Genomic DNA, 24,739 nt, shown 5'->3' with positions numbered 1-24,739 from the left:
TTTTCAGCGGAAGAGACGTTTTACCACCGCCAGCATCACTATAGAAACTGGCTTTAATCTATGTTTTTTATCTATTTAATTGATTTGAATTGATTATTTTTAACGGTATTCGATGGATCTCTATTCCATTGTAACAGTAGGTTTATTATTGCGGCGTGCATCACACTTAATCAAATTAAATCTTGTTGTGATTATTTTTGATTATTAGAGTGTGTGTCACCCGGCTGAACAGGGCTGTTGGTTCAGCTCCCTCATTTACTGGAGAGCGTTATGGAGATCCTCTACAACATCTTTACCGTCTTTTTTAATCAGGTGATGACCAACGCCCCGCTGCTGCTGGGTATCGTGACCTGCATCGGCTACATCCTGCTGCGTAAAAGCGTGAGCGTGATAATCAAAGGCACCATCAAAACGATCATCGGCTTTATGCTCTTACAGGCGGGGTCCGGCATCCTGACCAGTACGTTCAAACCCGTTGTGGCGAAAATGTCCGAGGTTTACGGGATCAATGGCGCCATTTCTGATACCTACGCTTCAATGATGGCGACTATCGAGCGCATGGGCGACGCCTATAGCTGGGTTGGGTACGCGGTGCTGTTGGCGCTGGCGCTCAATATCTGTTACGTGCTGCTGCGGCGCATCACCGGCATTCGCACCATCATGCTTACCGGCCATATTATGTTCCAGCAGGCCGGTCTGATTGCGGTGTTCTTCTATATCTGTGGTTATTCCATGTGGACCACCATTATTTGCACTTCGGTGCTGGTGTCGCTCTACTGGGGCATTACGTCCAACATGATGTATAAGCCGACGCAGGAAGTGACGGATGGCTGCGGCTTCTCCATTGGTCACCAGCAGCAGTTCGCCTCGTGGCTTGCCTATAAAGTCGCGCCATATCTGGGCAAGAAAGAGGAAAGCGTTGAAGATCTCAAGCTGCCTGGCTGGCTGAATATCTTCCATGACAACATCGTCTCCACGGCGATTGTGATGACCCTCTTTTTTGGCGCGATCCTGCTCTCCTTCGGCATTGATGTGGTTCAGGCCATGGCGGGGAAAACCCACTGGACGGTCTATATCCTGCAAACCGGTTTCTCGTTCGCGGTGGCGATCTTCATCATCACTCAGGGCGTGCGCATGTTTGTGGCGGAACTGTCCGAAGCGTTTAACGGTATTTCCCAGCGCCTGATCCCCGGTGCGGTGCTGGCTATCGACTGTGCGGCTATCTATAGCTTCGCGCCGAACGCGGTGGTGTGGGGCTTTATGTGGGGCACTATCGGCCAGCTGATTGCCGTGGCAATTCTGGTGGGCTGCGGCTCCTCTATTCTGATTATTCCCGGTTTTATCCCGATGTTCTTCTCCAACGCCACCATCGGCGTGTTTGCCAACCACTTTGGCGGCTGGCGCGCTGCGCTCAAGATTTGCCTGGTGATGGGGATGATTGAAATCTTCGGCTGCGTCTGGGCGGTGAAGCTGACCGGCATGAGCGCCTGGATGGGCATGGCTGACTGGTCAATTCTGGCGCCGCCGATGATGCAAGGCTTCGCCTCCGTCGGCATCGTGTTTATGGCCGTCATTATTGTGATTGCACTGGCTTATATGGTCTTCGCCGGACGCGCGCTGCGCGCTGAGGAAGATGCTGAAAAACAACTGGCAGACGCCTCTGCTTAATAAGGAGTTTTGACTATGACCGTACGTATTCTGGCCGTATGTGGTAACGGGCAAGGCAGTTCCATGATTATGAAGATGAAAGTAGATCAGTTCCTGACGCAGTCCAACATTGACCATACGGTTAACAGCTGCGCGGTAGGGGAGTACAAAAGCGAGCTGGCCGGGGCCGATATCATTATCGCCTCTACCCATATTGCCGGTGAAATTACCGTGTCGGGCAATAAATACGTGGTTGGCGTGCGCAACATGCTGTCGCCTGCTGACTTTGGTCCGAAGCTGTTAGACGTGATCAAAGAACATTTTCCGCAGGACGTGAAGTAAGGACGCGCCATGAAATTACGCGATTCGTTGGCGGATAACGACGCCATTCTTTTACAGGCCGACGCGGCAACCTGGCAGGAAGCGGTCAAGCTGGGCGTTGACCTTCTGGTTAAGGCCGATGTTGTTGAGCCGCGCTATTACCAGGCCATTCTTGATGGCGTGGCCCAGCATGGACCCTACTTTGTGATTGCGCCGGGCCTGGCAATGCCGCACGGCCGCCCGGAAGAGGGGGTGAAGAAAACCGGTTTTGCGCTGGTCACGCTAAAAACGCCGCTGGTGTTTAACCACGAAGATAACGATCCGGTCGATATCCTGATCACCATGGCGGCGGTCGACGCCAATACGCACCAGGAAGTGGGCATCATGCAGATCGTCAATCTGTTTGATGACGAAGCTAATTTTGACCGCTTACGCGCCTGCCGCACCGCGCAGGAAGTGCTCGATTTAATTGATAACGCCAACGCGGCGGCCGTTTAAAAGGAAGAGTGAAATGTCATTACCGATGTTGCAGGTTGCGCTGGATAACCAATCAATGGCTTCAGCTTATGAAACAACGCGTTTGATTGCCGATGAAGTGGATATTATTGAAGTCGGCACCATCCTGTGCGTGGCGGAAGGGGTGCGTGCGGTTCGCGACCTCAAGGCGCTGTACCCAAACAAAATCGTGCTGGCGGACGCCAAAATTGCCGACGCGGGCAAAATTCTCTCTCGGATGTGCTTTGAAGCGAATGCCGATTGGATAACGGTGATCTGCTGTGCGGATATCAACACCGCGAAAGGCGCGCTGGATGTGGCGAAGGAATTCAACGGTGACGTGCAGATTGAGCTGACCGGCTTCTGGACCTGGGAGCAGGCGGCAGAGTGGCGCGCGGCGGGTATCGGGCAGGTGGTGTATCACCGCAGCCGTGATGCGCAGGCGGCTGGCGTGGCGTGGAGTGAGGCGGATATCAGCGCCATCAAACGCCTGGCGGATATGGGCTTTAAAGTCACCGTCACCGGTGGACTGGCGCTGGAAGATTTACCGCTGTTTAAAGGCATTCCTATCCACGTCTTTATCGCCGGGCGCAGCATCCGCGATGCCGCCTCACCGGTGGAGGCCGCGCGCCAGTTTAAACGCTCCATCGCCCAGCTTTGGGGCTAAGGAGCGGTTATGCTGACGAAACAGACGCCGCTCGGCATCTATGAAAAAGCGCTCCCCGGAGGGGAGTGCTGGCGGGAAAGACTGCTGCTGGCGAATACGCTTGGCTTTGATTTCGTGGAAATGTCGGTGGATGAAACCGACGCGCGGCTGGCCCGTCTCGACTGGAGCCGCGAGCAGCGTTTAGCGCTGATCGCCGCCATAGCGGAAACCGGCGTACGGGTGCCGTCGATGTGCCTTAGCGCGCACCGCCGCTTCCCGCTCGGCAGTGAAGACGACGATGTTCGCCGCCAGGGGCTGGAGATCATGCGTAAAGCCATCCAGTTTGCTCAGGATATTGGCATTCGCGTTATCCAACTGGCGGGCTATGACGTGTACTACCAGCAGGCGAACGACGAGACGCGCCGCCGCTTCCGCGACGGGCTGAAAGAGAGCGTTGAAATGGCGAGCCGCGCGCAGGTGACGCTGGCGATGGAGATCATGGATTATCCATTGATGAACTCCATCAGCAAGGCGCTGGGCTATGCGCATTATCTTAATAACCCGTGGTTTCAACTCTACCCGGATATCGGCAACCTGTCGGCCTGGGATAACGATGTGCAGATGGAGCTGCAGGCCGGTATAGGGCACATTGTGGCCGTGCACGTGAAGGACACGAAACCCGGCGTCTTCAAGAACGTGCCGTTTGGCGAAGGGGTTGTCGATTTTGAACGTTGCTTCAGTACGCTGCGGGAGAGCGGCTATTGCGGGCCGTATCTGATTGAGATGTGGAGCGAAACGGCGGCCGATCCGATTGCCGAAGTAGCGAAAGCGCGCGACTGGGTCAAAGCGCGGATGGCCCGCGCCGGGCTAGTGGAGGCGGCATGATGCAAACGTTGAAACAGCAGGTCTTTGAGGCAAATATGGATTTGCCGCGTTATGGGCTGGTGACCTTCACCTGGGGCAACGTCAGCGCTATCGATCGTCAGCGTGGTCTTGTCGTGATTAAGCCCAGCGGCGTGGCGTATGAGACGATGTGCGTGGATGACATGGTCGTGGTCGACCTTGAGGGCATCGTTGTGGAAGGGGCGTTCCGGCCTTCCTCTGATACCGCAACGCATCTGGCGCTGTATCGTCGCTTCCCATCGCTTGGCGGTATTGTGCATACTCACTCGACTCACGCTACGGCCTGGGCCCAGGCCGGTCTGGCAATCCCGGCACTCGGGACCACCCACGCTGATTATTTCTTTGGTGATATTCCTTGCACCCGCGGGCTGAGTGAAGCTGAAGTGCAGGGCGATTATGAAGGCAATACCGGCAAGGTGATCATCGAAACATTGGGTGACGGCGAGCCCATGCATACGCCGGGCGTGGTGGTATACCAACACGGCCCGTTTGCCTGGGGTAAAGATGCACACGACGCGGTACACAATGCGGTGGTGATGGAAGAAGTGGCGAGAATGGCGTGGATCGCGCGCGGGATTAACCCCGGCTTACAGCCTATCGATGCTTATCTGATGAATAAACACTTCATGCGCAAACACGGCCCTGACGCCTACTATGGGCAGTAATAGGCGACGATACGTGTATCATACAGTGCTCCGGGATTTGTACGCCTTCGGGATGTTACTGGTCTGATTCCGGAGCCTTTTTGATACTTCGCCCCCGGGCGGAGGCGAAGCGTTGGGAACGGGGCTAGCGGTACAGCGCTGCGCTGGCGTGGATTAACCCGCCGCTGCCCGGCTCATGCACCAGGATAGGCTGGAAGAATTTTGCCCCCTGGGCGTCGCTCTCCTGACTGAGCGCCTGGTCGGCCTCTTGCTCAGTGGCGATATTGTGGTTGATATAGATAACCCCCAGGCTGTGGACATCGTCCATGTTACGCGCCTGATGGCTATCGATCTTAATGGCGGCCTGTGCGCTAACGCTAACCAGTAGCATCGCGATGGCGGCAAAAATGATATTTTTCATACGCAACTCCTGACTCACGGTCCTGATGGGGTAATCGGCTCTCCTGTGTCTATGGGGGGCTTCTGATTAAAGTGTAACCACTCTTTCGCAGAGGTATCACGACCATTTCTGATGCTGTCGTTCAAAAAAATGCATCATCCGCTACTGTTCAATTTTAAATCACTAACTTAGGTGTGCTTCACGCTTTGTGCGAATTTTTGCGCAATTAACTTGAGTTTCTGGGGGGGCGCAAGTATTATGACGCGTCAATTTTTCAGCCGCCCTTTAACACGTTCCTTGCCTCCATGGGCCGCGGCTGACCCAGACAGGAGGCTGAATAATCCGTAAGGAGCAATTCGATGCGTCATTACGAAATCGTTTTTATGGTCCATCCTGACCAGAGCGAACAGGTTCCGGGCATGATCGAGCGTTACTCTGCTGCCATCACTGGTGCAGAAGGCAAGATCCACCGTCTGGAAGACTGGGGCCGCCGTCAGCTGGCTTATCCGATCAACAAACTGCACAAAGCTCACTACGTTCTGCTGAACGTTGAAGCGCCGCAGGAAGTTATCGATGAGCTGGAAACTACTTTCCGCTTCAACGATGCCGTTATCCGCAGCATGGTTATGCGTACTAAACACGCTGTTACTGAAGCATCTCCGATGGTTAAAGCGAAAGACGAGCGTCGTGAACGTCGCGATGATTTCGCTAACGAAACCGCAGATGATGCTGAAGCTGGGGATTCTGAAGAGTAATTTCTGATGACCAACCGTCTGGTGTTGTCCGGCACCGTGTGCAGGATGCCCCTTCGAAAGGTCAGTCCATCAGGAATTCCTCATTGCCAGTTCGTGCTTGAGCATCGTTCTGTGCAGGAGGAAGCCGGGTTTCACCGGCAGGCGTGGTGCCAAATGCCTGTAATAATCAGCGGGCAGGAAAACCAGGCCATTACTCACAGTATAACGGTCGGTAGCGCAGTCACCGTGCAGGGCTTTATCTGTTGCCACAAAGCAAAGAATGGCCTGAGCAAAATGGTACTGCATGCCGAGCAGATTGAATTGATAGATTCTGGAGACTAGCCATATGGCACGTTATTTCCGTCGTCGCAAGTTCTGCCGTTTCACCGCGGAAGGCGTTCAAGAGATCGACTATAAAGATATCGCTACGCTGAAAAACTACATCACCGAAAGCGGTAAGATTGTCCCAAGCCGTATCACCGGTACCCGTGCAAAATATCAGCGTCAGCTGGCTCGCGCTATCAAACGCGCTCGCTACCTGTCCCTGCTGCCGTACACTGATCGTCATCAGTAATCGGTCACGGTCCATTAATACGACTTTGAGAGGATAAGGTAATGCAAGTTATTCTGCTTGATAAAGTAGCAAACCTGGGTAGCCTGGGTGATCAGGTTAACGTTAAAGCGGGCTACGCTCGTAACTTCCTGGTCCCGCAGGGTAAAGCTGTTCCTGCTACCAAGAAAAACGTTGAATTCTTCGAAGCACGCCGCGCTGAACTGGAAGCTAAACTGGCTGACGTTCTGACCGCTGCTAACGCACGTGCTGAAGCAATCAACGCACTGGAATCCGTAACCATCGCGTCTAAAGCTGGCGACGAAGGTAAACTGTTCGGTTCCATCGGTACTCGCGACATCGCTGACGCTGTTACTGCAGCAGGCGTTAAAGTTGCTAAGAGCGAAGTTCGTCTGCCGAACGGCGTTCTGCGTACCACTGGTGAGCACGAAGTGGACTTCCAGGTTCACAGCGAAGTGTTCGCTAAAGTTATCATCAACGTTGTTGCTGAGTAATCTGCAACCCACGTTTTGATAACAACAAATCGCCGGCCTCGTGCCGGCGTTTTGCTTTTTTGGCCCACCGCTTTTCAACTGGCTATCTTTCATCCTTTTGGCGATAATCTAAAAATTAAAACAATATTTTAATTTTTGGTGAAAGAATGGAAACTCTCCGCCAGCATCCGCTATTTTCCCGCAAGAACATCGTTTATCTCTGTGCCGCCTTCTGCTGTCTGCTGTGGGGGAGCGCCTATCCTGCCATCAAGAGCGGGTATGAGCTGTTCCAGATCGCCGCCGACGACATCCCGACCAAAATCGTTTTTGCCGGCTACCGCTTCCTCTTCGCCGGCATGCTGCTGTTGCTGCTGGCCATGGCACAGCGCAAACCGATTGCCCGATTAACCCCGCGGCAGTTTGGCCAACTGACGCTGCTGGGTTTGACGCAGACTTCGCTACAGTACATCTTTTTCTACATTGGCCTCGCCTTCACCACCGGGGTGAAAGGCTCGATCATGAACGCCACCGGCACTTTCTTCAGCGTGCTGCTGGCGCACTTTATCTACCAGAACGATAAGCTCAGCTATAACAAGACGCTCGGCTGTATTCTCGGCTTTGCCGGGGTGATGGTGGTGAATTTTAATAGCGGCCTGCTGGATTTCAGCTTTAGCCTGTTGGGCGACGGTTCGGTGGTGCTGGCGGCGTTTATTCTGTCGGCGGCGTCGCTGTACGGTAAACGTATTTCGCAGACGGTCGATCCAACGGTGATGACCGGCTACCAGTTGGCGATCGGCGGCCTGGCGCTGGTGGTAGGGGGGGATCTGAGCGGCGGTACGCTGACCTTCCACGGTCTCCCATCGGTGGCGATTCTTGGTTATCTGACGCTGCTTTCATCGGTTGCGTTTGCGCTGTGGAGTATTCTGCTCAAGTACAACCGGGTGGGGATGATTGCGCCGTTTAACTTCCTGATCCCGGTGTCGGGCTCCGTGCTGTCGGCGATTTTTCTGGGCGAAAACATTCTGGAATGGAAATACGCGATCGCGCTGGTGCTGGTCTGTTCCGGGATTTGGTGGGTGAATAAGGTGAAGCGGTAATGCCTGATGGCGCTGCGCTTATCAGGCCTGCGTTCACGGTTTTGGTAGGCCGGATAAGGCAAAGCCGCCATCCGGCTCTCTACATGATTAACGTGCGCGAATAAAGCTACCGTCCTGCTGACGGGTAAACAGCACCTGCCCGTTGTCGGATTCGATGGTCAGCCCGGTGACCACGCCGTTGGCGTTCTTACGAATCTGCACTTTCTGGCCATTTTTCAAGTTGCTCAACGGCTTGCCCGCGCCTTCAACCTGCGCCATCGCGTAGACATCGGTCGGCGGCAGATTATTGTCACGGAACAGCTGCGCCAGCGTTTTGCCGGCCTCTACCTGATAGGTGCGCCATTCGTTGCCGCTGCTGCGGCTTTCCTGGTACGGCTGAGTGCGCGGCGCAGGAGCCTGTTCGCTCGGCTGCTCATCCTGAATCGGCTCTGGCGCGACCGGTGCGACCTGGTCCGGATCGCTCGACGGCGTAATCAGCTGGGCATGCAGCGGCTGCGCATCCGGCTGCGGCTGCGATTGTGACTGGAAGTCCAGCTGCGCACTACGGCTGACCGGTGCGACCGGCGTGTCGTCAGCGGAAGGCAACAAGAAGCCCACAATGACGGCCAGAGCAGCGATAATCACGCCACGACGGTGCGCGAGCGGCAGCGGATCCAGGATGCGAAGGTTGTCCGGCGCATGCCAGATTTTCTCCAGCAAAGGTTTTAATTCAAATCTCCCGGGCATGGCTTTCCTCCTGCTCCGTGTCATTGCTATCCATTATAGATAACTGCCTGATGAACGTGGCAAAGCGTATGTTCATCATATCCTATGGGCTTAGCGTATTGTTTCTTTTTCCCGGCAATTTGTCATCTTTCCTGACACAAAGTTTTACCCTGTGCGGCGCGGCTGCTATGCTGCCCGCTACTTTATACCCGAAGAAAGGAAAGACGATGGCCACCCCGACTTTTGACACCATTGAAGCACAGGCAAGCTACGGCATTGGCCTGCAGGTAGGACAGCAGCTGAGCGAGTCTGGTTTGCAGGGTTTACTGCCGGAAGCGCTGGTTGCCGGTATCGCCGATGCGCTGGAAGGCAAACAGCCGGCTGTGCCGGTTGACGTTGTTCATCGCGCGCTGCGTGAAATTCATGAACGTGCTGACGCGGTGCGTCGCGAGCGTTTTGCCGCAATGGCGGAAGATGGCGTGAAATACCTGGAAGAAAACCGTGAGAAAGAAGGCGTGAACAGCACCGAATCCGGCCTGCAGTTCCGCGTACTGACTCAGGGTGAAGGCCCGATCCCGGCGCGTACCGACCACGTTCGAGTACACTACACCGGTAAACTGATCGATGGCACCGTGTTTGATAGCTCCGTCGCGCGCGGCGAACCGGCTGAGTTCCCGGTTAACGGCGTTATCGCAGGCTGGATCGAAGCGCTGACCCTGATGCCGGTTGGCTCGAAGTGGGAACTGACTATCCCTCACAGCCTGGCCTACGGCGAGCGCGGCGCGGGTGCCTCCATTCCGCCGTTCAGCACCCTGGTCTTCGAGGTTGAGCTGCTGGAAATCCTGTAAGCCCTGCCTTTGTCCTCTCTCCATTGGGGGAGAGGGCACAAAATTCTTAAGTTTGATATATCCTGGGATTTTATCTTGCAAATGGCGCTGTTGCGTGTATTTTTGTGAGCTGTTTCCCATTGGTGAGGTGATATAACACTCACTTTAAACATATAATTAACATTATATTTAAATCATAGTATTCATCCCTCCGATTCTTACCTAATATCGAGACATCCTATAGATGGGATCGTCTTGCATGACGACATAAAGGGCCAGTAGAGCCCGCACAACACAGACAGAAACAACAGGAAGAAAATCACATGGTTGATCAGATAAAAGTCGCTACTGCCGCAGAGCAGGAGCCGGCTGAACAGTCGCTACGGCGCAACCTTACTAACCGGCATATTCAGCTGATTGCCATCGGCGGGGCCATCGGCACCGGGCTGTTTATGGGCTCCGGAAAAACAATCAGTCTCGCGGGGCCGTCGATCATTTTCGTTTATATGATCATCGGCTTTATGCTGTTCTTCGTGATGCGCGCAATGGGCGAGCTGCTGCTGTCCAATCTGGAATATAAGTCGTTCAGCGATTTTGCCGCCGATCTGCTCGGTCCGTGGGCAGGCTACTTTACCGGCTGGACCTACTGGTTCTGCTGGGTGGTGACCGGCATGGCGGACGTGGTGGCGATCACCGCCTACGCCCAATTCTGGTTCCCCGGGCTCTCCGACTGGGTCGCCTCGCTGGCAGTCGTGCTGCTGTTGCTGGGCCTCAACCTCGCTACCGTGAAGATGTTCGGCGAGATGGAGTTCTGGTTTGCGATGATTAAAATCGTCGCTATTGTGGCGCTGATTGTCGTTGGCCTGGTGATGGTGATGATGCACTTCAAATCGCCGACCGGCGTCGAAGCGTCGTTCGCCCACCTGTGGAACGACGGCGGCTGGTTCCCGAAAGGTATCAGCGGTTTCTTTGCCGGCTTCCAGATAGCGGTGTTTGCCTTCGTGGGTATTGAGCTGGTGGGGACCACCGCCGCAGAAACCAAAGATCCGGAAAAATCGCTGCCGCGCGCGATTAACTCCATTCCGATTCGTATCATCATGTTCTACGTCTTCGCGCTGATCGTCATTATGTCGGTGACGCCGTGGAGCTCCGTGGTGCCGGATAAGAGCCCGTTCGTTGAGCTGTTCATGCTGGTCGGTCTGCCGGCGGCGGCGAGCATCATCAACTTTGTCGTGCTGACCTCCGCCACTTCATCTGCCAACAGCGGCGTGTTCTCAACCAGCCGTATGCTGTTCGGCCTGGCGCAGGATGGCGTGGCGCCGAGCCTGTTTGCCAAGCTGTCTAAACGTGCGGTACCGGCGAAAGGGCTGACCTTCTCCTGTATCTGTCTGTTGGGCGGCGTCGTTATGCTGATGGTGAACCCTAGCGTCATTGCGGCCTTCACCATGATCACCACCGTATCGGCGATTCTGTTTATGTTCGTCTGGACGATTATCCTGTGCTCTTACCTGGTGTACCGTAAACAGCGCCCGCATCTGCACGAATCCTCAAAGTACAAAATGCCGCTGGGCAAAGTGATGTGCTGGGTGTGCATGGCGTTCTTCGCCTTCGTACTGGTGCTGCTGACGCTGGAAGCGGATACCCGCGAAGCGCTGATGGTAACGCCGATTTGGTTTATCGTGCTGGGCCTGGGCTGGATGTTCCTGCGTAAGAACAAGCTGGCTAAGTAAGCAAATTCCCCCCTAACCCTCTACCCAACGAGGTGAGGGGAAACGACACAAAGCGCCCATCGTGGCGCTTTCTTTATTTTTGAGCCCCGCCTCGTAGCCCCACTTTTCGCAACGTGCTAACGTCCCCGCCACAAACGGATAGCGTATGGAGATGAAATGCGTCAGAGAACGATTGTCTGCCCGGTGATTCAAAACGAGGGCGAATACCTGCTGTGTAAAATGGCCGATGACCGCGGCGTTTTTCCCGGCCAGTGGGCGATTTCCGGCGGCGGGATGGAGCCGGGCGAAACCATGGAAGAGGCGCTGAGACGCGAAATTGGTGAAGAGCTGGGCGAAGCGCTGGAGATTACCGAGGTGAAGCCATGGACCTTCCGCGATGACGTGCGGGTAAAAACCTACGCCGACGGAACGACCGAACAGATCTATATGATTTATCTTATCTTTGACTGCGTGAGCGCCAACCGGGATATCACTTTCAATGAAGAATTTCAGGCGATCGCCTGGGTGAAACCCGAAGCGCTGGCCGACATGGACCTGAACGTGGCGACGCGGGAAACCTTCCGCCAGAAAGGGCTGCTGTAATAGAAAACGCCTCCCGCAAGGAGAGGCGCTGAGTCATCTTATTCGCCTTTGAGCGCGCGTGGGAACAGCACGTTGTTTTCGAGGCTGATGTGCTCCATCAGATCGTCGATCATTTCGTTAATGCCGTTATACATTGCTTTCCAGGTGGTGCAGGCTTCCGGCGGAATGGTGACGTTATTGGTGGTGTGCTTAATCACTTCCAGCAGTTCGCCCGCTTCGTCATGTTCGCTTTCCATCACGCTGATAGGCCCCATTGCCTGGCTGCCCATGCCCTGCTTAATCATCGGGAACAGGATCTGCTCCTCTTTCATCATATGGCTGGACAGTTCCTGGTGCAGCATGGTCAGGTATTTTGCCAGGCCTTTAGGCACGTTCGGTTTGTCGGCGTGAACGCGTTCCACTTTGGTCGCTTGTAAAATCAGCTCCGGCAGCTGTTCACGGTGTCTGTCGTGGTAGCGCGGGATGATGTAATCGATGATTTCGGCAAGGGATGCGGTGCGCCAGTCTTTCTCAACCGGCTGCTCGGCCAGTTTTGCCAGTTCGGCTTCAATCACGTCGACGTCCAGTTCCTTGCGGGCGGCTGCGCGAGCCAGCGTCTGCTTACCGCCGCAGCAGTAATCCATATCATATTTACGGAACAGCGCGGATGCGCGCGGGATGGAGAGCGCCAGCTCGCCTAAAGGTTGGTCGCGAAAGGCCATAGCAGTTACCTCGTCATCAATAATATAAGATGTATTTTAAATGCATCTTTACGACAAGGATATACCCCTTTATGGGGAGCGGATATAGGTGATGGCCGTCACAAAAAATTATTGTGCCTTTAACGTGCTGAATCTTATTGATAATCATGCTGGTAGGACCTGAATCGATTAAATAACCCCGCTGGGCTGCCGATAGTGAGACTTCAGACCACCTGCACAAAAAGGCAAATGATGTTTAAACGAATAAAAGTGATTACCGTACTGATTGTCGTGCTGGTCGCGCTGGGCGCGATGCAGCTGATATCAGCGGGCGTATTTGTACGCGCGCTGAATAACGACAAGCAGAACTTTACCGTCTCGCAGCTCTCCAGCCAGAACGTGGCCGAGTTTACCGATGCGTGGATTAGCCTTAACCAGGCGCGTGTGACCCTGAACCGTGGCATGCTGCGCCTGCAGGGGACGATGGCAAGTAGCGTCAACGGCGGGGAGCTGAAAACGCTGGTGGATACGGCGAACAACCTGTTGGCAGAGGCTAAACGCCACTACGACAAATATTACGCACTGCCGGAAACGCCGGGGTTGAATAGCCATCTCTCGGACAGCCTTGAGAAGCAATACGGCATCTACTCCGCGACGCTGGCGCGCATGAACGAACTGCTGGCAGAGGGCAAGCTGGAAGAGATGTTCAAGCAAAACGCCGAACAGAAACAGCAGGCCATGCAGGCGGTGTACCAGGAGTGGCGTGCGGCACAGGCATCGTTGACCAACGCTGGCATCCAACAGAACGAAAGCGACTATGTGCGTATTATGTGGACCCTGGGCGCCATTATGCTGCTGGTTGTGGTGGTCATCGTGATGAGCTGGGTCGCGATGCAACGCGTGCTGCTCAAGCCGCTGCATAAGGTGATGGCGCATATCCGCCATATTGCCGAAGGCGATCTGACCAACAACATCAATACCGAAGGCAGTAACGAAATGGCGCTGCTGGCACGTAACGTCAACGACATGCAGCAGTCGTTGGCGAATACGGTGGGCGTGGTGCGCGAAGGCGCTGACACCATCTATACCGGCGCGGGTGAAATTTCCGCAGGCAGCAACGATCTCTCTTCGCGGACCGAGCAGCAGGCGGCATCGCTGGAAGAGACGGCGGCCAGCATGGAGCAGCTCACCGCGACGGTGAAACAAAACGCCGACAACGCGCGTCAGGCGACGCAGCTGGCGCAGAATGCCTCTGAGACCGCGCAGAAGGGCGGTAACGTGGTCGACGGCGTGGTGCGAACGATGGATGAAATCGCTGCCAGTTCCAGCAAAATCGCACAAATTACCAACGTGATCGATGGCATTGCCTTCCAGACCAACATTCTGGCGCTGAACGCGGCGGTGGAAGCCGCCCGCGCCGGTGAACAGGGTCGTGGTTTTGCGGTGGTGGCAGGCGAAGTCCGCACGCTGGCGCAGCGCAGCGCCCAGGCGGCAAAAGAAATTAAGGGATTGATTGATGACTCGGGCAACCGCGTCAACGCCGGCTCCGCGCTGGTGCACGAGGCCGGAGAGACGATGGCTGAGATCGTGAATGCGGTAACCCGCGTGAGCGATATTATGGGCGAAATCGCCTCTGCTTCCGATGAGCAGAGCCGCGGCATCGATCAGGTCGGCCAGGCGGTCGCCGAGATGGATCGCGTGACTCAGCAAAACGCCTCGCTGGTGGAAGAGTCTGCCAGCGCCGCCGCCGCGCTGGAAGAACAGGCCGCGCGTCTGAATCAAACCGTGGCGGTGTTTAAAATCAACCACCAGCAGACGATGCAGAAAACACCAGTGAAAAGAACGTCCGCACCAGCGGCTAAATCGGCGCCGCTGACCGAAGCAAACTGGGAAACGTTCTAAGGCCCAGCATCAAAGACCGGCATGAGTGCCGGTCCTTGATTGCCGGATGGCGGCGTAAACGCCTTATCGGGCCTATATTAATCGTGCAGGCCCGATAGGCAAGCGCCATCAGGCATCACCTGAAATCGGCACCACCGCCGGTTTCTGCGGTTTTGACCGAACCGCGATGACGACCCCAATCACCAATAACGTTATTCCACTCAGCGTTAATATCGGCGGCATCTCCTGGCGCAGCAGGAAGGTGTAAAGCAGCCCCGCTAGCGTTTCAAAAACAATCAGCGGCCCGAGGATCACCGTCGGCAGCCGCTGACTCGCCACGTTCCAGCATAGCGCGCCCACCCATGAACAGAGTACGGCGATGGCGATCATCAGGCCGATAAATACCGTCGGACGCGGACCGAAAGGCAGTGCGAAATCGGGCGTCTGAGCGTGTAGCCACAGGCAGGCCGCAACGTAGCCGAACAGCGAAACCGGTAGCGTCACCAGCGCCTGTGCGGTGGCCCACATAAGCGGCGGCTGATGCGGATTTTCCCGCAGCCAGCGGGCGTTACGCAGCGCATACCACGCCCAGCACACCACCGACACCGTCGCCAGCGCAATGCCTGAGCCATAGCGCCATCCGCTAAAGTCCGGCAGGCCCTGACGCAGCTCGGCCACGTTGACGCACAGCAGTCCGCTCGCAATCAGCACCAGCGCAGGCATCAGGCGTAGCCAGGACAGCTTGCCGTCGCGCTGGCTATACAGCAGGTTGGCGAAAATGGGGATCACTACCGGCAGGGTAGCAATAATCATTGTGGAAACGGGCGCGCCGGTCCGCTGAATCGCGCTGGCGAGACACACATAATAGATAAGGTTGCCAACCAGGGTGAGCGCCAGCGCCGTCCACCAATCCTGGCGCGTGAGCTGGCGTAAACGGGCGCGGCCGAGCCAGGCCAACGGCAGGGCAATCAGCCCGAGCGCCAGATAGCGCCCCATCGACTGCAAGACAGCCGGATAATCCGGCACGATAAGCGGTCCGACAAAAATCAGTCCCCACATTAAACCGGCTAACAGGGCGTACAGCACACCGCTAATCATCATCACATCCTGATATGTTAAACATGCGCAAAGTGTAGGAGGTGAAGCGCGCGGCGTATTGTATGAGATTGCTGATTAGCGACGGATCACTTGTTTTTGGTAACGCACCGGGGTTATGCCGTAGCGCTGGGTGAAGGCGCGGGTCAGATGCGACTGATCGGTGAGCCCGGTCGCGGCGGCAACGGCGGCGGCGGGCATGCCGTGGGTGAGAAATTCTTTTGCTCGCCACAGGCGCACCGCCATCAGCATCTGGTGCGGCGTAACGTGAAAATGGGCTTTAAACTGACGCTGGAAGTGCCACGGACTGAGCGCCGCGACGCCCGCTAATTCATCAAGGGTAATGGGATGCATGTAGTTGTCGTAAAGATAATCGCGTACGCGGGCAAAGCGATGGACGGCTTCTGTTCGCACAGGGGCGTGGCAGGCGAGCGGTCGGAAGGTGTCGATCATCTCCAGCAGCAGGCCTTTCTGTGCCAGCGGATCGTCGGTATGCCACAGGGCGTGGATTTGGCGGCCAATCAGCAAAGAACGCTGCGGATCGTGGCGGGTGGCATCGGCAAACCACCAATGGCGGATACCGGTCACTTCCTCAAGCAGATCGGGCTGCAGATAAATCATCCGATAGCGCCATCCGTCGGCGGTTTCCGCCTCACCGGTATGCAGCTCGTCGGGGTTCATGGTCACCACTGAATGAACGGGGGCGATGTGCTGGCTGCCGCGGTAGCGGAAACGCTCGGCCCCGGCCTCAATGACGCCAATGCCGAACGCTTCGTGAGTGTGGGGTTCAAAGGCATAGCGCGAAATATGCGCATGGTACAGCTCGACGCCCGGCACCTGCGCCAGGTGGCGAAAGCGCGCGCTGTCTTTCTCGTCGCTGAACTGTTCCGGTACACCTTGCACGTTAAACTCCCCCTGGGCCTTCTTTTTATTATCCGAGATGACCCGTGGGGGCGCTACCCTCTTTAACGATTATTTAACGCTTACAGCAGGTCTTTGACGCTGTCGGCAAGCGAGGTGGTCGGGCGACCAATCAGCGTGCTCAGGGTATGGCTGCCGTCAAACAGACCGCCTTTGGCGGCGCCGATATCTGAGTCAGCCAGCATATCCGCCAGCCCGGCAGGCAGGCCTACGCTCTTCAGCGCCGCGGCGAAATCGGCCTGGCCCAGGTTCTGGTAAACCACGTTTTTGCCGCTCTGTTTGGTCAGTTCGGCGGCCAGCTCGCTGAGCGTCCAGCCGTTATCGCCCGCAAGTTCATACACTTTCCCTGCGTGGCCGTCTTCCGTCATCACGCGTGCGGCGGCGGCGGCATAGTCTGCGCGGGTCGCAGAGGCAATTTTGCCTTCACCGGCTGCGCCGATAAACACGCCATGCTCCAGGGCTGCCGGCGCGCTGGCCAGATAGTTTTCGGTATACCAGCCGTTACGCAGCAGGGCATAAGGGATACCGGAATCGGCCAGCATTTTTTCGGTTTCAATGTGTTCGACGGCGAGGCCTAGCGGTGAAGTATCGGCATGCAGCAGGCTGGTGTAGGCAATGAATTTAACGCCCGCCGTCTTTGCCGCCTTGATGATATTACGGTGCTGCGGCGCACGCTGGCCGACTTCGCTGGAGGAGATAATCAGCAGCTTCTCGACGCCCTGTAGCGCCTGCGTTAGCGCGGTTTCGTCGCCGTAGTCGGCCTGGCGTACGCTAACCCCCTGCTGGCTCAGCGCGGCGGCTTTCGCCGGGTTACGAACAACGGCAACCAATTGTGCGGCGGCGGTGGTGTTAAGCAGGTTGGCAATCACGTGTTGGCCCAGCTGGCCGGTGGCTCCGGTAATGGCGATCATGGGTATTCTCCTTCGTGTTCATCGGGTGTTGTGGTAAGCTAACACCATAACTAACTTTTAGTAAGTACGTACAAAAAGGTAAGTATGAAAGAAAGTAATGCGACCCTGACGCAAAAGATGCGCGATGGCGATCTGTTCTCGGCCAACTGCCCGTCGCGGGAGGTGCTCAAGCACGTGACCAGCAGCTGGGGCGTGCTGATTCTGGTGGCGCTGCGCGAGGGTACGCACCGCTTTAGCGATCTGCGCCGGAAAATGGGCGGCGTCAGCGAAAAAATGCTCGCCCAGTCGCTTCAGGCTCTGGAGCAGGACGGCTTTATCAACCGCATGTCTTACCCGGTGGTGCCGCCGCACGTAGAGTATAGCCTGACACCGCTCGGCGAAGCGGTCAGTGAGAAGGTGGCGGCGCTGGCGGATTGGATTGAGGTGAATTTGCCGCAGGTGATGGCGCAGCAGATCCCGGCGTGAGCGTCCTGTCCCGGTGAGGTTTTTGCCGGATGGCGGCAGCGCCTTATCCGGCCTGAAGAGTAGGCCGGGCAAGGCGTAGCCGTCACCCGGTACGGTTTTTACTTGCTCAAATCCAGCTGATAAATAGCAAAGCCAATATCATCGGTGGCGACCTGCTTCATCGGATACTGCGCTTTCTCTTTAATAAACGCCGCCGCTTTTTCTGACGGTGAGGTCTCAAAGCGAATATCCAGCTGGCTGTCGCTGTGGATAGGCGCCAGTCGCCAGTTGTTGTCCGCGGCCGGATGGATTGCGCCCGCTTTCTTCGATTCTGCGCTAATCCAGGCGGCCAGCACCGAACGGTTCTCATCCGGTGAGGCAAAAGCGATATGGCTATCGCCGGTGCCCGCGAACTTACCGCCGTAGGCGCGATAGTTGTTGGTCGCGACGAGGAACATGGCGTTCGGGTCGATCGGCTTACCGTTGAAGGTCAGATGCTTAATACGCTCGGACTGCGGGTTAATGCTCTGGCATTCGCCGTCGTAGCGGGCCGGTTGGGTCACATCAACCTGATAGTTCACGCCGTCGATAACGTCGAAGTTATAGGTGCGGAAACCGTCCCAGTTAATCAGCGACTGCGGCTTGCTGCTGTGCGGGTCAATCTGATTGAACTGCCCGGCGGAGCACTCCAGCCACTCTTTCACCTCTTTGCCGCTGGCTTTAACCACTACCAGAGTGTTGGGGTAGAGGTAAAGATCGGCAGCGTTGCGGAAGGTCAGTTGACCTTTTTCCACTTCAACATAGCTGGCCGGATCGTTCTTACGACCGCCCGCTTTGAACGGGGCAGCGGCAGACAGCACCGGCAGCTTCGCCAGGTCCGGGTCGCCCTGAATATAGTGCTCAACGTAGGCTTTTTGCGCCATGTTGACGACCTGTACGGTCGGATCGTCCTGCACCAGTGAGAGGAAACTGTACATGTTGTCGGATGATTTACCGATAGGCTTGCTGACGAACTCGCGGGTGGCGTCGTGGTCGGCCTTCAGCGCCTGCACCAACGTGTTATCTTCTGCTGCCAGTGATTTCTTGGTCGCGGCATCGTAAATCGGGCGCGCCTGTGCCTGGGCGGAGGTAACCTGCCATTTCCCACTGTCGTTATTCAGCACCAGATCGACAACGCCGAGGTGGTCGCCCCACATGCCGGGCATCACCGCAGGAATGCCGTTGAGGGTGCCTTTGGCGATATCCGCGCCTTTGATGTCGGCAAAGTCTTTACTTGGGAACACGGCGTGGGCATGGCCGAACATGATGGCGTCAACGCCTGGCACCTGGCTTAAGTAATATACCGAGTTTTCCGCCATCGCCTGGTACGGATCGGCAGAGAGGCCGGAGTGGGCAATCACCACGACGACGTCCGCGCCGTTCGCGCGCATCTCTGGTACATAGTGGCGTGCAGTTTCAGTGATATCGTTGACCGTCACTTTACCGCTGAGGTTAGCCTTATCCCAGGTCATGATCTGTGGCGGAACAAAGCCGATATAGCCGATTTTCAGCGGATGCTTGTTGCCGTCTTTATCGGTCACTTCCGTCTCTTTGATCAGGTACGGTGTGAACATCGGCTTTTGGGTCTTAACGTCGATAATATTGGCGTTAATATAAGGGAACTTCGCGCCAGCCAGCGCTTTGTGCAGGTAATCCAGACCGTAGTTGAATTCATGGTTACCGAGGTTACCCACGGTATAGTCGAGCAGGTTCATCGCCTTGTATACCGGGTGGGTATCACCCTGTTTCAGCCCTTTCGCAGCCGCATAGTCGCCCATCGGGCTGCCCTGAATGACGTCGCCGTTATCCACCAGTACGCTATTTTTCACCTCGCTGCGGGCGGCATTGATCAGGCTCGCCGTGCGCACCAGGCCGAACTTCTCGGTCGCGGTATCTTTGTAGTAATCAAAATCCATCATATTGCTATGAAGATCGGTGGTTTCCATAATGCGGAGGTCCACCGTGGCGGCATTGACGCTGGCAGCGATCAGCGTGGCCAGAAGCGTTGCGCTAAACTTGATCATCAGAGGCATCCTTTTTATCGATCTAAGACACAGATTTAAATGTATTTGTTTTCTGTTGCTTATGAGGATGTGAATCATGCCAGAAAATCAGGATGGGAAATCGGCAGCGGTTCACAGTTATCCGGACCAATGATGGGAATAGCGAATTGCGCGGCAATACGATATAAATAAAACAATAAGTTAACACCACTGTAATTTTAACGAGGTGGAAAATGTTAGAACAAGTCTGTCAACTTGCGCGCGACGCGGGTGATGCCATCATGGATGTGTACGATGGCAAGCAGCCGTTAGACGTCGCCAGCAAGAAAGATGACTCACCGGTGACTGCGGCCGATATCGCCGCACACCACGTGATTGTTAAAGGCCTGAAGGCGATGACGCCGGACGTGCCGATCCTCTCAGAAGAAGATCCGCCGGGCTGGGATGTCCGCCAGCACTGGCAGCGCTATTGGCTGGTTGACCCGCTGGACGGCACTAAAGAGTTCATTAAGCGCAACGGTGAATTTACCGTTAACATCGCGCTGATTGAGAACGGCAAAGCGGTGATGGGCGTCGTGTTCGCACCGGTGCTGAAGGTCATGTATAGCGCGGCCAACGGCAAAGCGTGGAAAGAAGAATGCGGCGTGCGCAAGCCGATTCAGGTTCGCGATGCAAACCCGCCGAAGGTGGTTGTGAGCCGCTCTCACTATGCGAATGATGATGAACTCAAAGAGTATCTGCAGCAGCTTGGCGAGCATGATACGGCTGCGATTGGTTCGTCGCTGAAGTTCTGTCTGGTGGCGGAAGGCGAAGCGCAGCTTTATCCGCGCTTCGGGCCGACCAATATCTGGGACACCGCAGCAGGGCACGCGGTCGCGGTCGCCGCCGGCGCGCACGTGAACGACTGGCAGGGTAAAACGCTGGATTACACCCCGCGCGAGTCGTTCCTCAACCCCGGTTTCCGCGTCTCGATTTTTTAATTCAGCAGCTTATGCAGCAGGGCAATCACCTGCTGCACTTCTGCGGCCGTCAGCGCGCCGTCTTTTGCCCACTGTACTCGGCCATCTTTATCCAGCACGGCGATGGCCGAACTGCCTTCATCCAGCTGCCAGGCTTTCCGCACCACGCCGTCGCTATCGACGATAAACTGTGACCATGGGAACAGCTTTTTATTACTTTCGATGCTGCTGCGGACAAACATTGATGAGCCGGGAATGGCATCGTCAGTATTCACAATTGTGGTGGTCTGGTAGCGGTCATGCGGCAGGTTGGCCGCTTTAATCGCCTCAATCAGCGACGCATTTTTCTCTTTTGCGGAGGAACGTCCGGCAATATGTTGCACTACCCGCACTTTGCCAGGCAGCTGCGCGCTATTCCAGCTTTTATAGCTAAACTTATCATTATCGAGAATGAGTTCCCCGCGATCGGCCACGCCGACAGGCGCAACACGTTGTCCGTTTGTGAAATTATGTGCGGCAGCCATTAACGGCATTAACAGGCATGAAACCGCCAGTAGCGTACGTAGAGTCATGGTTTTTCCTTTTTTTATGCAGGTGATCCGACCACTTGGCCGATAGTTTTAATCATAAGTGCGATTGATGAAGTTTTCCCGCAAAGACGGTGCCAGTTTGTGGAGGAACGCACACAATCTTATGAAAATGAAGCCTTATACTGTCTTCGTCGTATAGCTGAAAAGAAAATTCTGAATTAATGTAATAAAAAGGTAAATTAGGACCGCTACGATAGGGGGCCTCTGTTGTTATGGACTATAGTTAACGAGTACTTCACTTTGCGCCCCGGAGCGTTGAAGCCAAATGTGGATCAACTAGGGCGTAGTACTCGCAGGAGATTAGAATGAAAATTTTCCAACGCTACAACCCGCTTCAGGTTGCGAAGTATGTTAAGACCCTGTTTCGTGGACGGTTGTATATCAAGGACGTTGGCGCTTTTGAATTTGATAAGGGTAAAATTCTTATCCCAAAAGTCAGAGACATCCAGCACCTTTCTGTGATGTCTGAAGTAAACCGTCACGTACTGCGTCTCCAGACCGAAATGGCGTAACGCAGGCACCACACGGTAGAATTAAAAACGGCTCCCTATGGGAGCCGTTGATGTTTTCAGGCCCGGCATCTGCCGGCGCCCACGCTAGTTCAGGCCGCACCCTGGCCGCTTTCGACAATATCCGACTGCTTCGGAACCAGTACCGTTGGCTTGTTATCAATGCGCGTGACCAGCAGCTGGTCGATGCGGTAGTTATCAATATCCACCACCTCGAACTTGTAGCCGGAGAACTTCACGGCATCGGTGCGTTTCGGGATTTTACGCAGCATAAACATCATGAAACCGCCGATGGTTTCGTAGTTATCCGACTGCGGGAAATCGTCGATATCCAGCACGCGCATCACGTCGTCGATCGGCGTGCCGCCGTCAATCAGCCATGAGTTCTCATCGCGTGCGACGATCTGCTCTTCCAGGCCCTGGCCGACCAGGTCGCCCATCAGCGTGGTCATTACGTCGTTAAGGGTGATGATACCCACGACCAGCGCATATTCGTTCATGATAACCGCGAAGTCTTCACCGGCGGTTTTAAAGCTTTCAAGCGCTTCAGACAGCGTCAGCGTGTCCGGCACGATCAGCGTATTGCGGATCTGCACGCCGCTGTTCAGCGCCATGCTTTGGTTCGCCAGCACGCGGTTCAGCAGGTCTTTGGAGTCAACGTAGCCGATGATGTGATCGATATCTTCGTTACACACCAGGAACTTGGAGTGCGGGTGTTCGGCAACCTTGTTTTTCAGGCTTTGCTCATCTTCGTGCAGATCGAACCAGATGACGTTTTCACGCGGCGTCATGGACGACGGCACGGTACGTGATTCCAGCTCAAACACGTTTTCAATCAGCTCGTGCTCTTGCTTACGCAGCACGCCCGCCAGCGCGCCGGCTTCTACCACTGCGTAGATATCGTCGGAGGTGATGTCGTCTTTACGCACCATCGGCAGCTTAAAGATGCGGAAGATGATGTTGGCCATACCGTTGAAGAACCACACCAGCGGCCGGAAGACCAGCAGGCAGAAGCGCATCGGGTTGATGATACGCAGTGCCACCACTTCAGGCGCAATCATACCGATGCGTTTCGGAGTTAAGTCCGCAAACAGAATAAATAGACCGGTCACCAGCGAGAAGGAGAGGATGAAGCTCAGCTGCTCGGAGAGTTCCGGCGACATGTAGTTAGAGAACAGCGAGTGGAACGCCGGAGAGAACGCTGCGTCGCCGACGATACCGCCAAGAATGGCGACCGCGTTCAGACCAATTTGCACCACGGTGAAAAACATCCCCGGGTTTTCCTGCATTTTGAGCACGCGTTGGGCGTTGATGTTGCCTTCATCGGCAAGCAGTTTCAGTTTGATTTTGCGCGATGCGGCAAGTGAAATCTCAGATATTGAGAAGAACGCACTGACGGCGATCAGGCAAAGTATGATGAATATACTGTTTAACATATTTTATCTAACCCGTGGGGCCAGATCCTCGGAAGGGAAGTTGATAAATCCGTGTGAAATACACATTGAAAACCGGCCCGAAGGAGATGGGCCGGCAATTTCAGAGGTTAGTATAGCGTAAGGGACTGTAAAGCTGCCAGAGGTTAACCGTTAGTCGGTTGCGGGTGGGTTTTTAGGTGCCCTTTCGCGTCGGCATCCCATACTCGGTTGTAGGTATAGCCGGTTAGCGCATGAATGACTTCACGGGTTTCCGCATCGCAGTCTTCCGCATGGCCGCCGAGCTTGCGGCGCGCCACTTCTTTGATCAGGATGCTATGCGTTTTCTGCGTCAGCTTAAAGCGATAGGTCATGTAAAAACTGACGGCCAGCAGCCCGGCGGTGGCGAACACCATAAGGCCGATAATGGCGTGCAGCGCGCTGGCGGGCTGCGTACCGCCGCCTTTCACAAAACCGCTCTCTTCCAGGACGATGCCAATCAGCATAATGGCTAGCGCAACCGTGCTTTTACGGGTTAAGACCATCACCCCGGCGAAAATCCCTTCGCGGCGCTGACGGGTGACCAGTTCATCAACGTCGGGGATGAAGCTGTAGATATTCCATGGAATATAATACAGCCCGGCTTTTGCCAGCCCCAGCAGGATGAACACCGCAGAGAACAGCAGCATGGGTACCTGAAGATGGCCGATATAGACGGTAAACAGAAACGCCAGAACGAGTAGAATGCTGCTGTAGGGGTCATGTATTCAATCCGTTGATCACCCTGTAGAATGACTGATTTACGGGTGAGAATTTATGGCTCAGGTTGACGTGAAATGTCCCTTCTGTGGACGCATTGATGCGGTTAAAAAGCATGGTCTGGGCACTGCCGGGCACCAGCGCTATCGTTGTCAGTCATGTAGCCGAACTTTCCAGCTTGATTACGCTTATCGTGCCTGCCAGCACGGCATGAAAGAGCAAATTGTTGACCTTGCGATGAACAACTCGGGGATCCGCGATACTGCAAGAGCGCTACATATCAGCATTAATGCTGTTGTGCGCACCTTAAAAAACTCTCGCCGCGACGGGTAACTACGCTTCCACTGGACAACCTGCAAATCCAGCTGATTTGTGAAATTGATGAAATGTGGTCATTTGTGGGCAACAAGAAGCAGCAGCGTTGGTTGTGGTATGCATGGGAGCCTCGCCTCAAACGTATTATTGCCCATGCTTTTGGCCGTCGAAGCAAAAAGACTTTGCGTAAGTTATTGAAGCTGTTAGTGGGCTTTAATGTTGTCTTCTGGTGCACAGATAACTTCAGCGTTTACGACATGTTACCGAATGAAAAGCACATCACAGGCAAGCTTTATACACAACGGATAGAGCGTGAAAACCTGAACCTTCGCAACCGGCTAAAGCGGCTTAATCGTAAGACCCTCGGATACTCGAAATCAGTAGAAATGCATGACAAAATTATCGGTACATTCATTGAGCGTGAGCACTACTTGCAATGAGCCGAT

28 protein-coding genes and 1 pseudogene are annotated in these 24,739 nt (G+C 55.2%); 19 read left to right on the top strand and 10 right to left on the bottom strand.

The window, feature by feature from the left end; genetic code table 11:
* Window positions 1-270: 270 nt before the first annotated feature.
* The 6 genes from ulaA to H7R58_RS21405 are packed head-to-tail and all read left to right on the top strand — an operon-like array spanning window position 271 to window position 4,677.
* Window positions 271-1,668: a PTS ascorbate transporter subunit IIC gene (gene ulaA, locus H7R58_RS21430; RefSeq protein WP_181358010.1), complete on the top strand. Its 1,398-nt coding sequence runs from the start codon at window positions 271-273 to the stop codon at window positions 1,666-1,668.
* Window positions 1,669-1,683: 15 nt separating this feature from the next.
* Window positions 1,684-1,989 (top strand): PTS ascorbate transporter subunit IIB, encoded by a 306-nt coding sequence (gene ulaB / locus H7R58_RS21425; RefSeq protein ID WP_106927487.1) that lies wholly within the window; start codon window positions 1,684-1,686, stop codon window positions 1,987-1,989.
* Window positions 1,990-1,998: 9 nt separating this feature from the next.
* A complete protein-coding gene (ulaC, locus tag H7R58_RS21420) occupies window positions 1,999-2,466 on the top strand; it encodes a PTS ascorbate transporter subunit IIA (RefSeq protein ID WP_106927489.1) in 468 nt (155 codons plus the stop codon).
* 13 nt (window positions 2,467-2,479) lie between these two features.
* On the top strand, window positions 2,480-3,130 hold the full coding sequence (locus tag H7R58_RS21415) for a 3-keto-L-gulonate-6-phosphate decarboxylase UlaD (protein WP_106927491.1): 651 nt from the start codon (window positions 2,480-2,482) through the stop codon (window positions 3,128-3,130).
* A 9-nt stretch (window positions 3,131-3,139) separates the two neighbouring features.
* Window positions 3,140-3,994, top strand: coding sequence for an L-ribulose-5-phosphate 3-epimerase (locus H7R58_RS21410; protein WP_106927493.1), 855 nt, complete (start codon window positions 3,140-3,142; stop codon window positions 3,992-3,994).
* Window positions 3,994-4,677 carry an L-ribulose-5-phosphate 4-epimerase gene (locus tag H7R58_RS21405; RefSeq protein WP_182930677.1) on the top strand — a complete coding sequence of 228 codons (684 nt, stop codon included), beginning with the start codon at window positions 3,994-3,996 and terminating at the stop codon, window positions 4,675-4,677. The genes H7R58_RS21410 and H7R58_RS21405 overlap by 1 nt, the downstream gene beginning before the upstream one ends.
* 124 nt (window positions 4,678-4,801) lie before the next feature.
* Here H7R58_RS21405 and H7R58_RS21400 read toward each other — a convergent pair whose 3' ends face one another.
* Window positions 4,802-5,077 (bottom strand): YdgH/BhsA/McbA family protein, encoded by a 276-nt coding sequence (locus tag H7R58_RS21400; RefSeq protein ID WP_106927495.1) that lies wholly within the window; start codon window positions 5,075-5,077, stop codon window positions 4,802-4,804.
* 338 nt (window positions 5,078-5,415) lie between these two features.
* On the opposite strand from H7R58_RS21400, the gene rpsF reads away from it, so the two are divergent.
* The 5 genes from rpsF (at window position 5,416) to H7R58_RS21375 (ending at window position 7,931) form a co-directional block, all read left to right on the top strand.
* A complete protein-coding gene (gene rpsF, locus H7R58_RS21395) occupies window positions 5,416-5,811 on the top strand; it encodes a 30S ribosomal protein S6 (RefSeq protein ID WP_042321529.1) in 396 nt (131 codons plus the stop codon).
* A gap of 6 nt (window positions 5,812-5,817) precedes the next feature.
* The gene (gene priB / locus H7R58_RS21390) at window positions 5,818-6,132 is read left to right on the top strand and encodes a primosomal replication protein N (RefSeq protein ID WP_064546888.1); all 315 of its coding nucleotides are present in this window, start codon (window positions 5,818-5,820) and stop codon (window positions 6,130-6,132) included.
* Between the two features lie 4 nt (window positions 6,133-6,136).
* Window positions 6,137-6,364 carry a 30S ribosomal protein S18 gene (gene rpsR / locus H7R58_RS21385; RefSeq protein WP_000135199.1) on the top strand — a complete coding sequence of 76 codons (228 nt, stop codon included), beginning with the start codon at window positions 6,137-6,139 and terminating at the stop codon, window positions 6,362-6,364.
* A gap of 41 nt (window positions 6,365-6,405) precedes the next feature.
* Window positions 6,406-6,855 (top strand): 50S ribosomal protein L9, encoded by a 450-nt coding sequence (rplI, locus tag H7R58_RS21380; protein WP_106927499.1) that lies wholly within the window; start codon window positions 6,406-6,408, stop codon window positions 6,853-6,855.
* A 146-nt stretch (window positions 6,856-7,001) separates the two neighbouring features.
* Entirely contained in the window at window positions 7,002-7,931 is a 930-nt protein-coding gene (locus H7R58_RS21375) for a DMT family transporter (RefSeq protein ID WP_182929591.1), read from the top strand.
* Between the two features lie 87 nt (window positions 7,932-8,018).
* Here the strand turns inward: H7R58_RS21375 and H7R58_RS21370 are convergent, their stop codons facing one another.
* Entirely contained in the window at window positions 8,019-8,657 is a 639-nt protein-coding gene (locus H7R58_RS21370; RefSeq protein WP_106927503.1) for an OapA family protein, read from the bottom strand.
* A gap of 206 nt (window positions 8,658-8,863) precedes the next feature.
* Between H7R58_RS21370 and fklB the strand changes: the two genes are divergently transcribed.
* From fklB to nudI, 3 genes are all read left to right on the top strand, one after another.
* The gene (fklB, locus tag H7R58_RS21365) at window positions 8,864-9,484 is read left to right on the top strand and encodes an FKBP-type peptidyl-prolyl cis-trans isomerase (protein ID WP_181358011.1); all 621 of its coding nucleotides are present in this window, start codon (window positions 8,864-8,866) and stop codon (window positions 9,482-9,484) included.
* A 302-nt stretch (window positions 9,485-9,786) separates the two neighbouring features.
* Window positions 9,787-11,193: a D-serine/D-alanine/glycine transporter gene (gene cycA, locus H7R58_RS21360; RefSeq protein WP_106927507.1), complete on the top strand. Its 1,407-nt coding sequence runs from the start codon at window positions 9,787-9,789 to the stop codon at window positions 11,191-11,193.
* A gap of 156 nt (window positions 11,194-11,349) precedes the next feature.
* Window positions 11,350-11,775 carry a nucleoside triphosphatase NudI gene (nudI, locus tag H7R58_RS21355; protein ID WP_106927509.1) on the top strand — a complete coding sequence of 142 codons (426 nt, stop codon included), beginning with the start codon at window positions 11,350-11,352 and terminating at the stop codon, window positions 11,773-11,775.
* Window positions 11,776-11,813: 38 nt separating this feature from the next.
* Here nudI and ytfE read toward each other — a convergent pair whose 3' ends face one another.
* Window positions 11,814-12,476 (bottom strand): iron-sulfur cluster repair protein YtfE, encoded by a 663-nt coding sequence (gene ytfE, locus H7R58_RS21350; protein WP_106927511.1) that lies wholly within the window; start codon window positions 12,474-12,476, stop codon window positions 11,814-11,816.
* 231 nt (window positions 12,477-12,707) lie between these two features.
* Between ytfE and H7R58_RS21345 the strand changes: the two genes are divergently transcribed.
* A complete protein-coding gene (locus H7R58_RS21345) occupies window positions 12,708-14,357 on the top strand; it encodes a methyl-accepting chemotaxis protein (RefSeq protein ID WP_182929590.1) in 1,650 nt (549 codons plus the stop codon).
* A 108-nt stretch (window positions 14,358-14,465) separates the two neighbouring features.
* Here the strand turns inward: H7R58_RS21345 and H7R58_RS21340 are convergent, their stop codons facing one another.
* The 3 genes from H7R58_RS21340 to H7R58_RS21330 all read right to left on the bottom strand — a co-directional run bounded on the left by H7R58_RS21340 (window position 14,466) and on the right by H7R58_RS21330 (window position 17,263).
* On the bottom strand, window positions 14,466-15,434 hold the full coding sequence (locus tag H7R58_RS21340; RefSeq protein ID WP_106927515.1) for a DMT family transporter: 969 nt from the start codon (window positions 15,432-15,434) through the stop codon (window positions 14,466-14,468).
* Between the two features lie 75 nt (window positions 15,435-15,509).
* Complete coding sequence (locus H7R58_RS21335; RefSeq protein WP_182929589.1) at window positions 15,510-16,334, bottom strand: AraC family transcriptional regulator; 825 nt, start codon at window positions 16,332-16,334, stop codon at window positions 15,510-15,512.
* 80 nt (window positions 16,335-16,414) lie between these two features.
* On the bottom strand, window positions 16,415-17,263 hold the full coding sequence (locus H7R58_RS21330; RefSeq protein WP_182929588.1) for an SDR family oxidoreductase: 849 nt from the start codon (window positions 17,261-17,263) through the stop codon (window positions 16,415-16,417).
* 84 nt (window positions 17,264-17,347) lie between these two features.
* Here H7R58_RS21330 and H7R58_RS21325 point away from each other — a divergent pair, with 84 nt between their 5' ends.
* Window positions 17,348-17,728, top strand: coding sequence for a winged helix-turn-helix transcriptional regulator (locus tag H7R58_RS21325; RefSeq protein ID WP_182934527.1), 381 nt, complete (start codon window positions 17,348-17,350; stop codon window positions 17,726-17,728).
* Window positions 17,729-17,826: 98 nt separating this feature from the next.
* Here the strand turns inward: H7R58_RS21325 and H7R58_RS21320 are convergent, their stop codons facing one another.
* Window positions 17,827-19,770 carry a bifunctional 2',3'-cyclic-nucleotide 2'-phosphodiesterase/3'-nucleotidase gene (locus tag H7R58_RS21320; protein ID WP_106927523.1) on the bottom strand — a complete coding sequence of 648 codons (1,944 nt, stop codon included), beginning with the start codon at window positions 19,768-19,770 and terminating at the stop codon, window positions 17,827-17,829.
* A gap of 212 nt (window positions 19,771-19,982) precedes the next feature.
* Here H7R58_RS21320 and cysQ point away from each other — a divergent pair, with 212 nt between their 5' ends.
* On the top strand, window positions 19,983-20,729 hold the full coding sequence (gene cysQ, locus H7R58_RS21315; protein ID WP_106927525.1) for a 3'(2'),5'-bisphosphate nucleotidase CysQ: 747 nt from the start codon (window positions 19,983-19,985) through the stop codon (window positions 20,727-20,729).
* Here the strand turns inward: cysQ and H7R58_RS21310 are convergent.
* Window positions 20,726-21,280, bottom strand: a complete 555-nt coding sequence (locus H7R58_RS21310; protein ID WP_106927527.1) for a YtfJ family protein — start codon at window positions 21,278-21,280, stop codon at window positions 20,726-20,728. The two genes, cysQ and H7R58_RS21310, sit on opposite strands and share 4 nt — an antisense overlap.
* A gap of 323 nt (window positions 21,281-21,603) precedes the next feature.
* Between H7R58_RS21310 and H7R58_RS21305 the strand changes: the two genes are divergently transcribed.
* The gene (locus H7R58_RS21305) at window positions 21,604-21,810 is read left to right on the top strand and encodes a DUF1107 domain-containing protein (protein ID WP_064546918.1); all 207 of its coding nucleotides are present in this window, start codon (window positions 21,604-21,606) and stop codon (window positions 21,808-21,810) included.
* 89 nt (window positions 21,811-21,899) lie between these two features.
* On the opposite strand, the gene H7R58_RS21300 is transcribed toward H7R58_RS21305, so the two are convergent.
* Window positions 21,900-23,243 (bottom strand): polyamine export protein PaeA, encoded by a 1,344-nt coding sequence (locus tag H7R58_RS21300; protein WP_106927529.1) that lies wholly within the window; start codon window positions 23,241-23,243, stop codon window positions 21,900-21,902.
* A gap of 143 nt (window positions 23,244-23,386) precedes the next feature.
* A pseudogene (locus H7R58_RS21295) lies at window positions 23,387-23,974 on the bottom strand (MFS transporter); the annotation flags it as partial.
* Window positions 23,975-24,035: 61 nt separating this feature from the next.
* On the opposite strand from H7R58_RS21295, the gene H7R58_RS21290 reads away from it, so the two are divergent.
* Window positions 24,036-24,733 (top strand): IS1 family transposase gene (locus tag H7R58_RS21290; protein ID WP_182929052.1). Its coding sequence is split into 2 segments (ribosomal slippage): window positions 24,036-24,285 and window positions 24,285-24,733, totalling 699 coding nucleotides; the frame shifts between segments, so codons are not numbered across the junction.
* Window positions 24,734-24,739 lie beyond the last annotated feature (6 nt).

The sequence above is a fragment of the Klebsiella sp. WP4-W18-ESBL-05 genome, assembly GCF_014169075.1.
GTDB lineage: Bacteria > Pseudomonadota > Gammaproteobacteria > Enterobacterales > Enterobacteriaceae > Kluyvera > Kluyvera ascorbata_B.
This window is presented reverse-complemented; position numbering and strand designations above follow the sequence as displayed.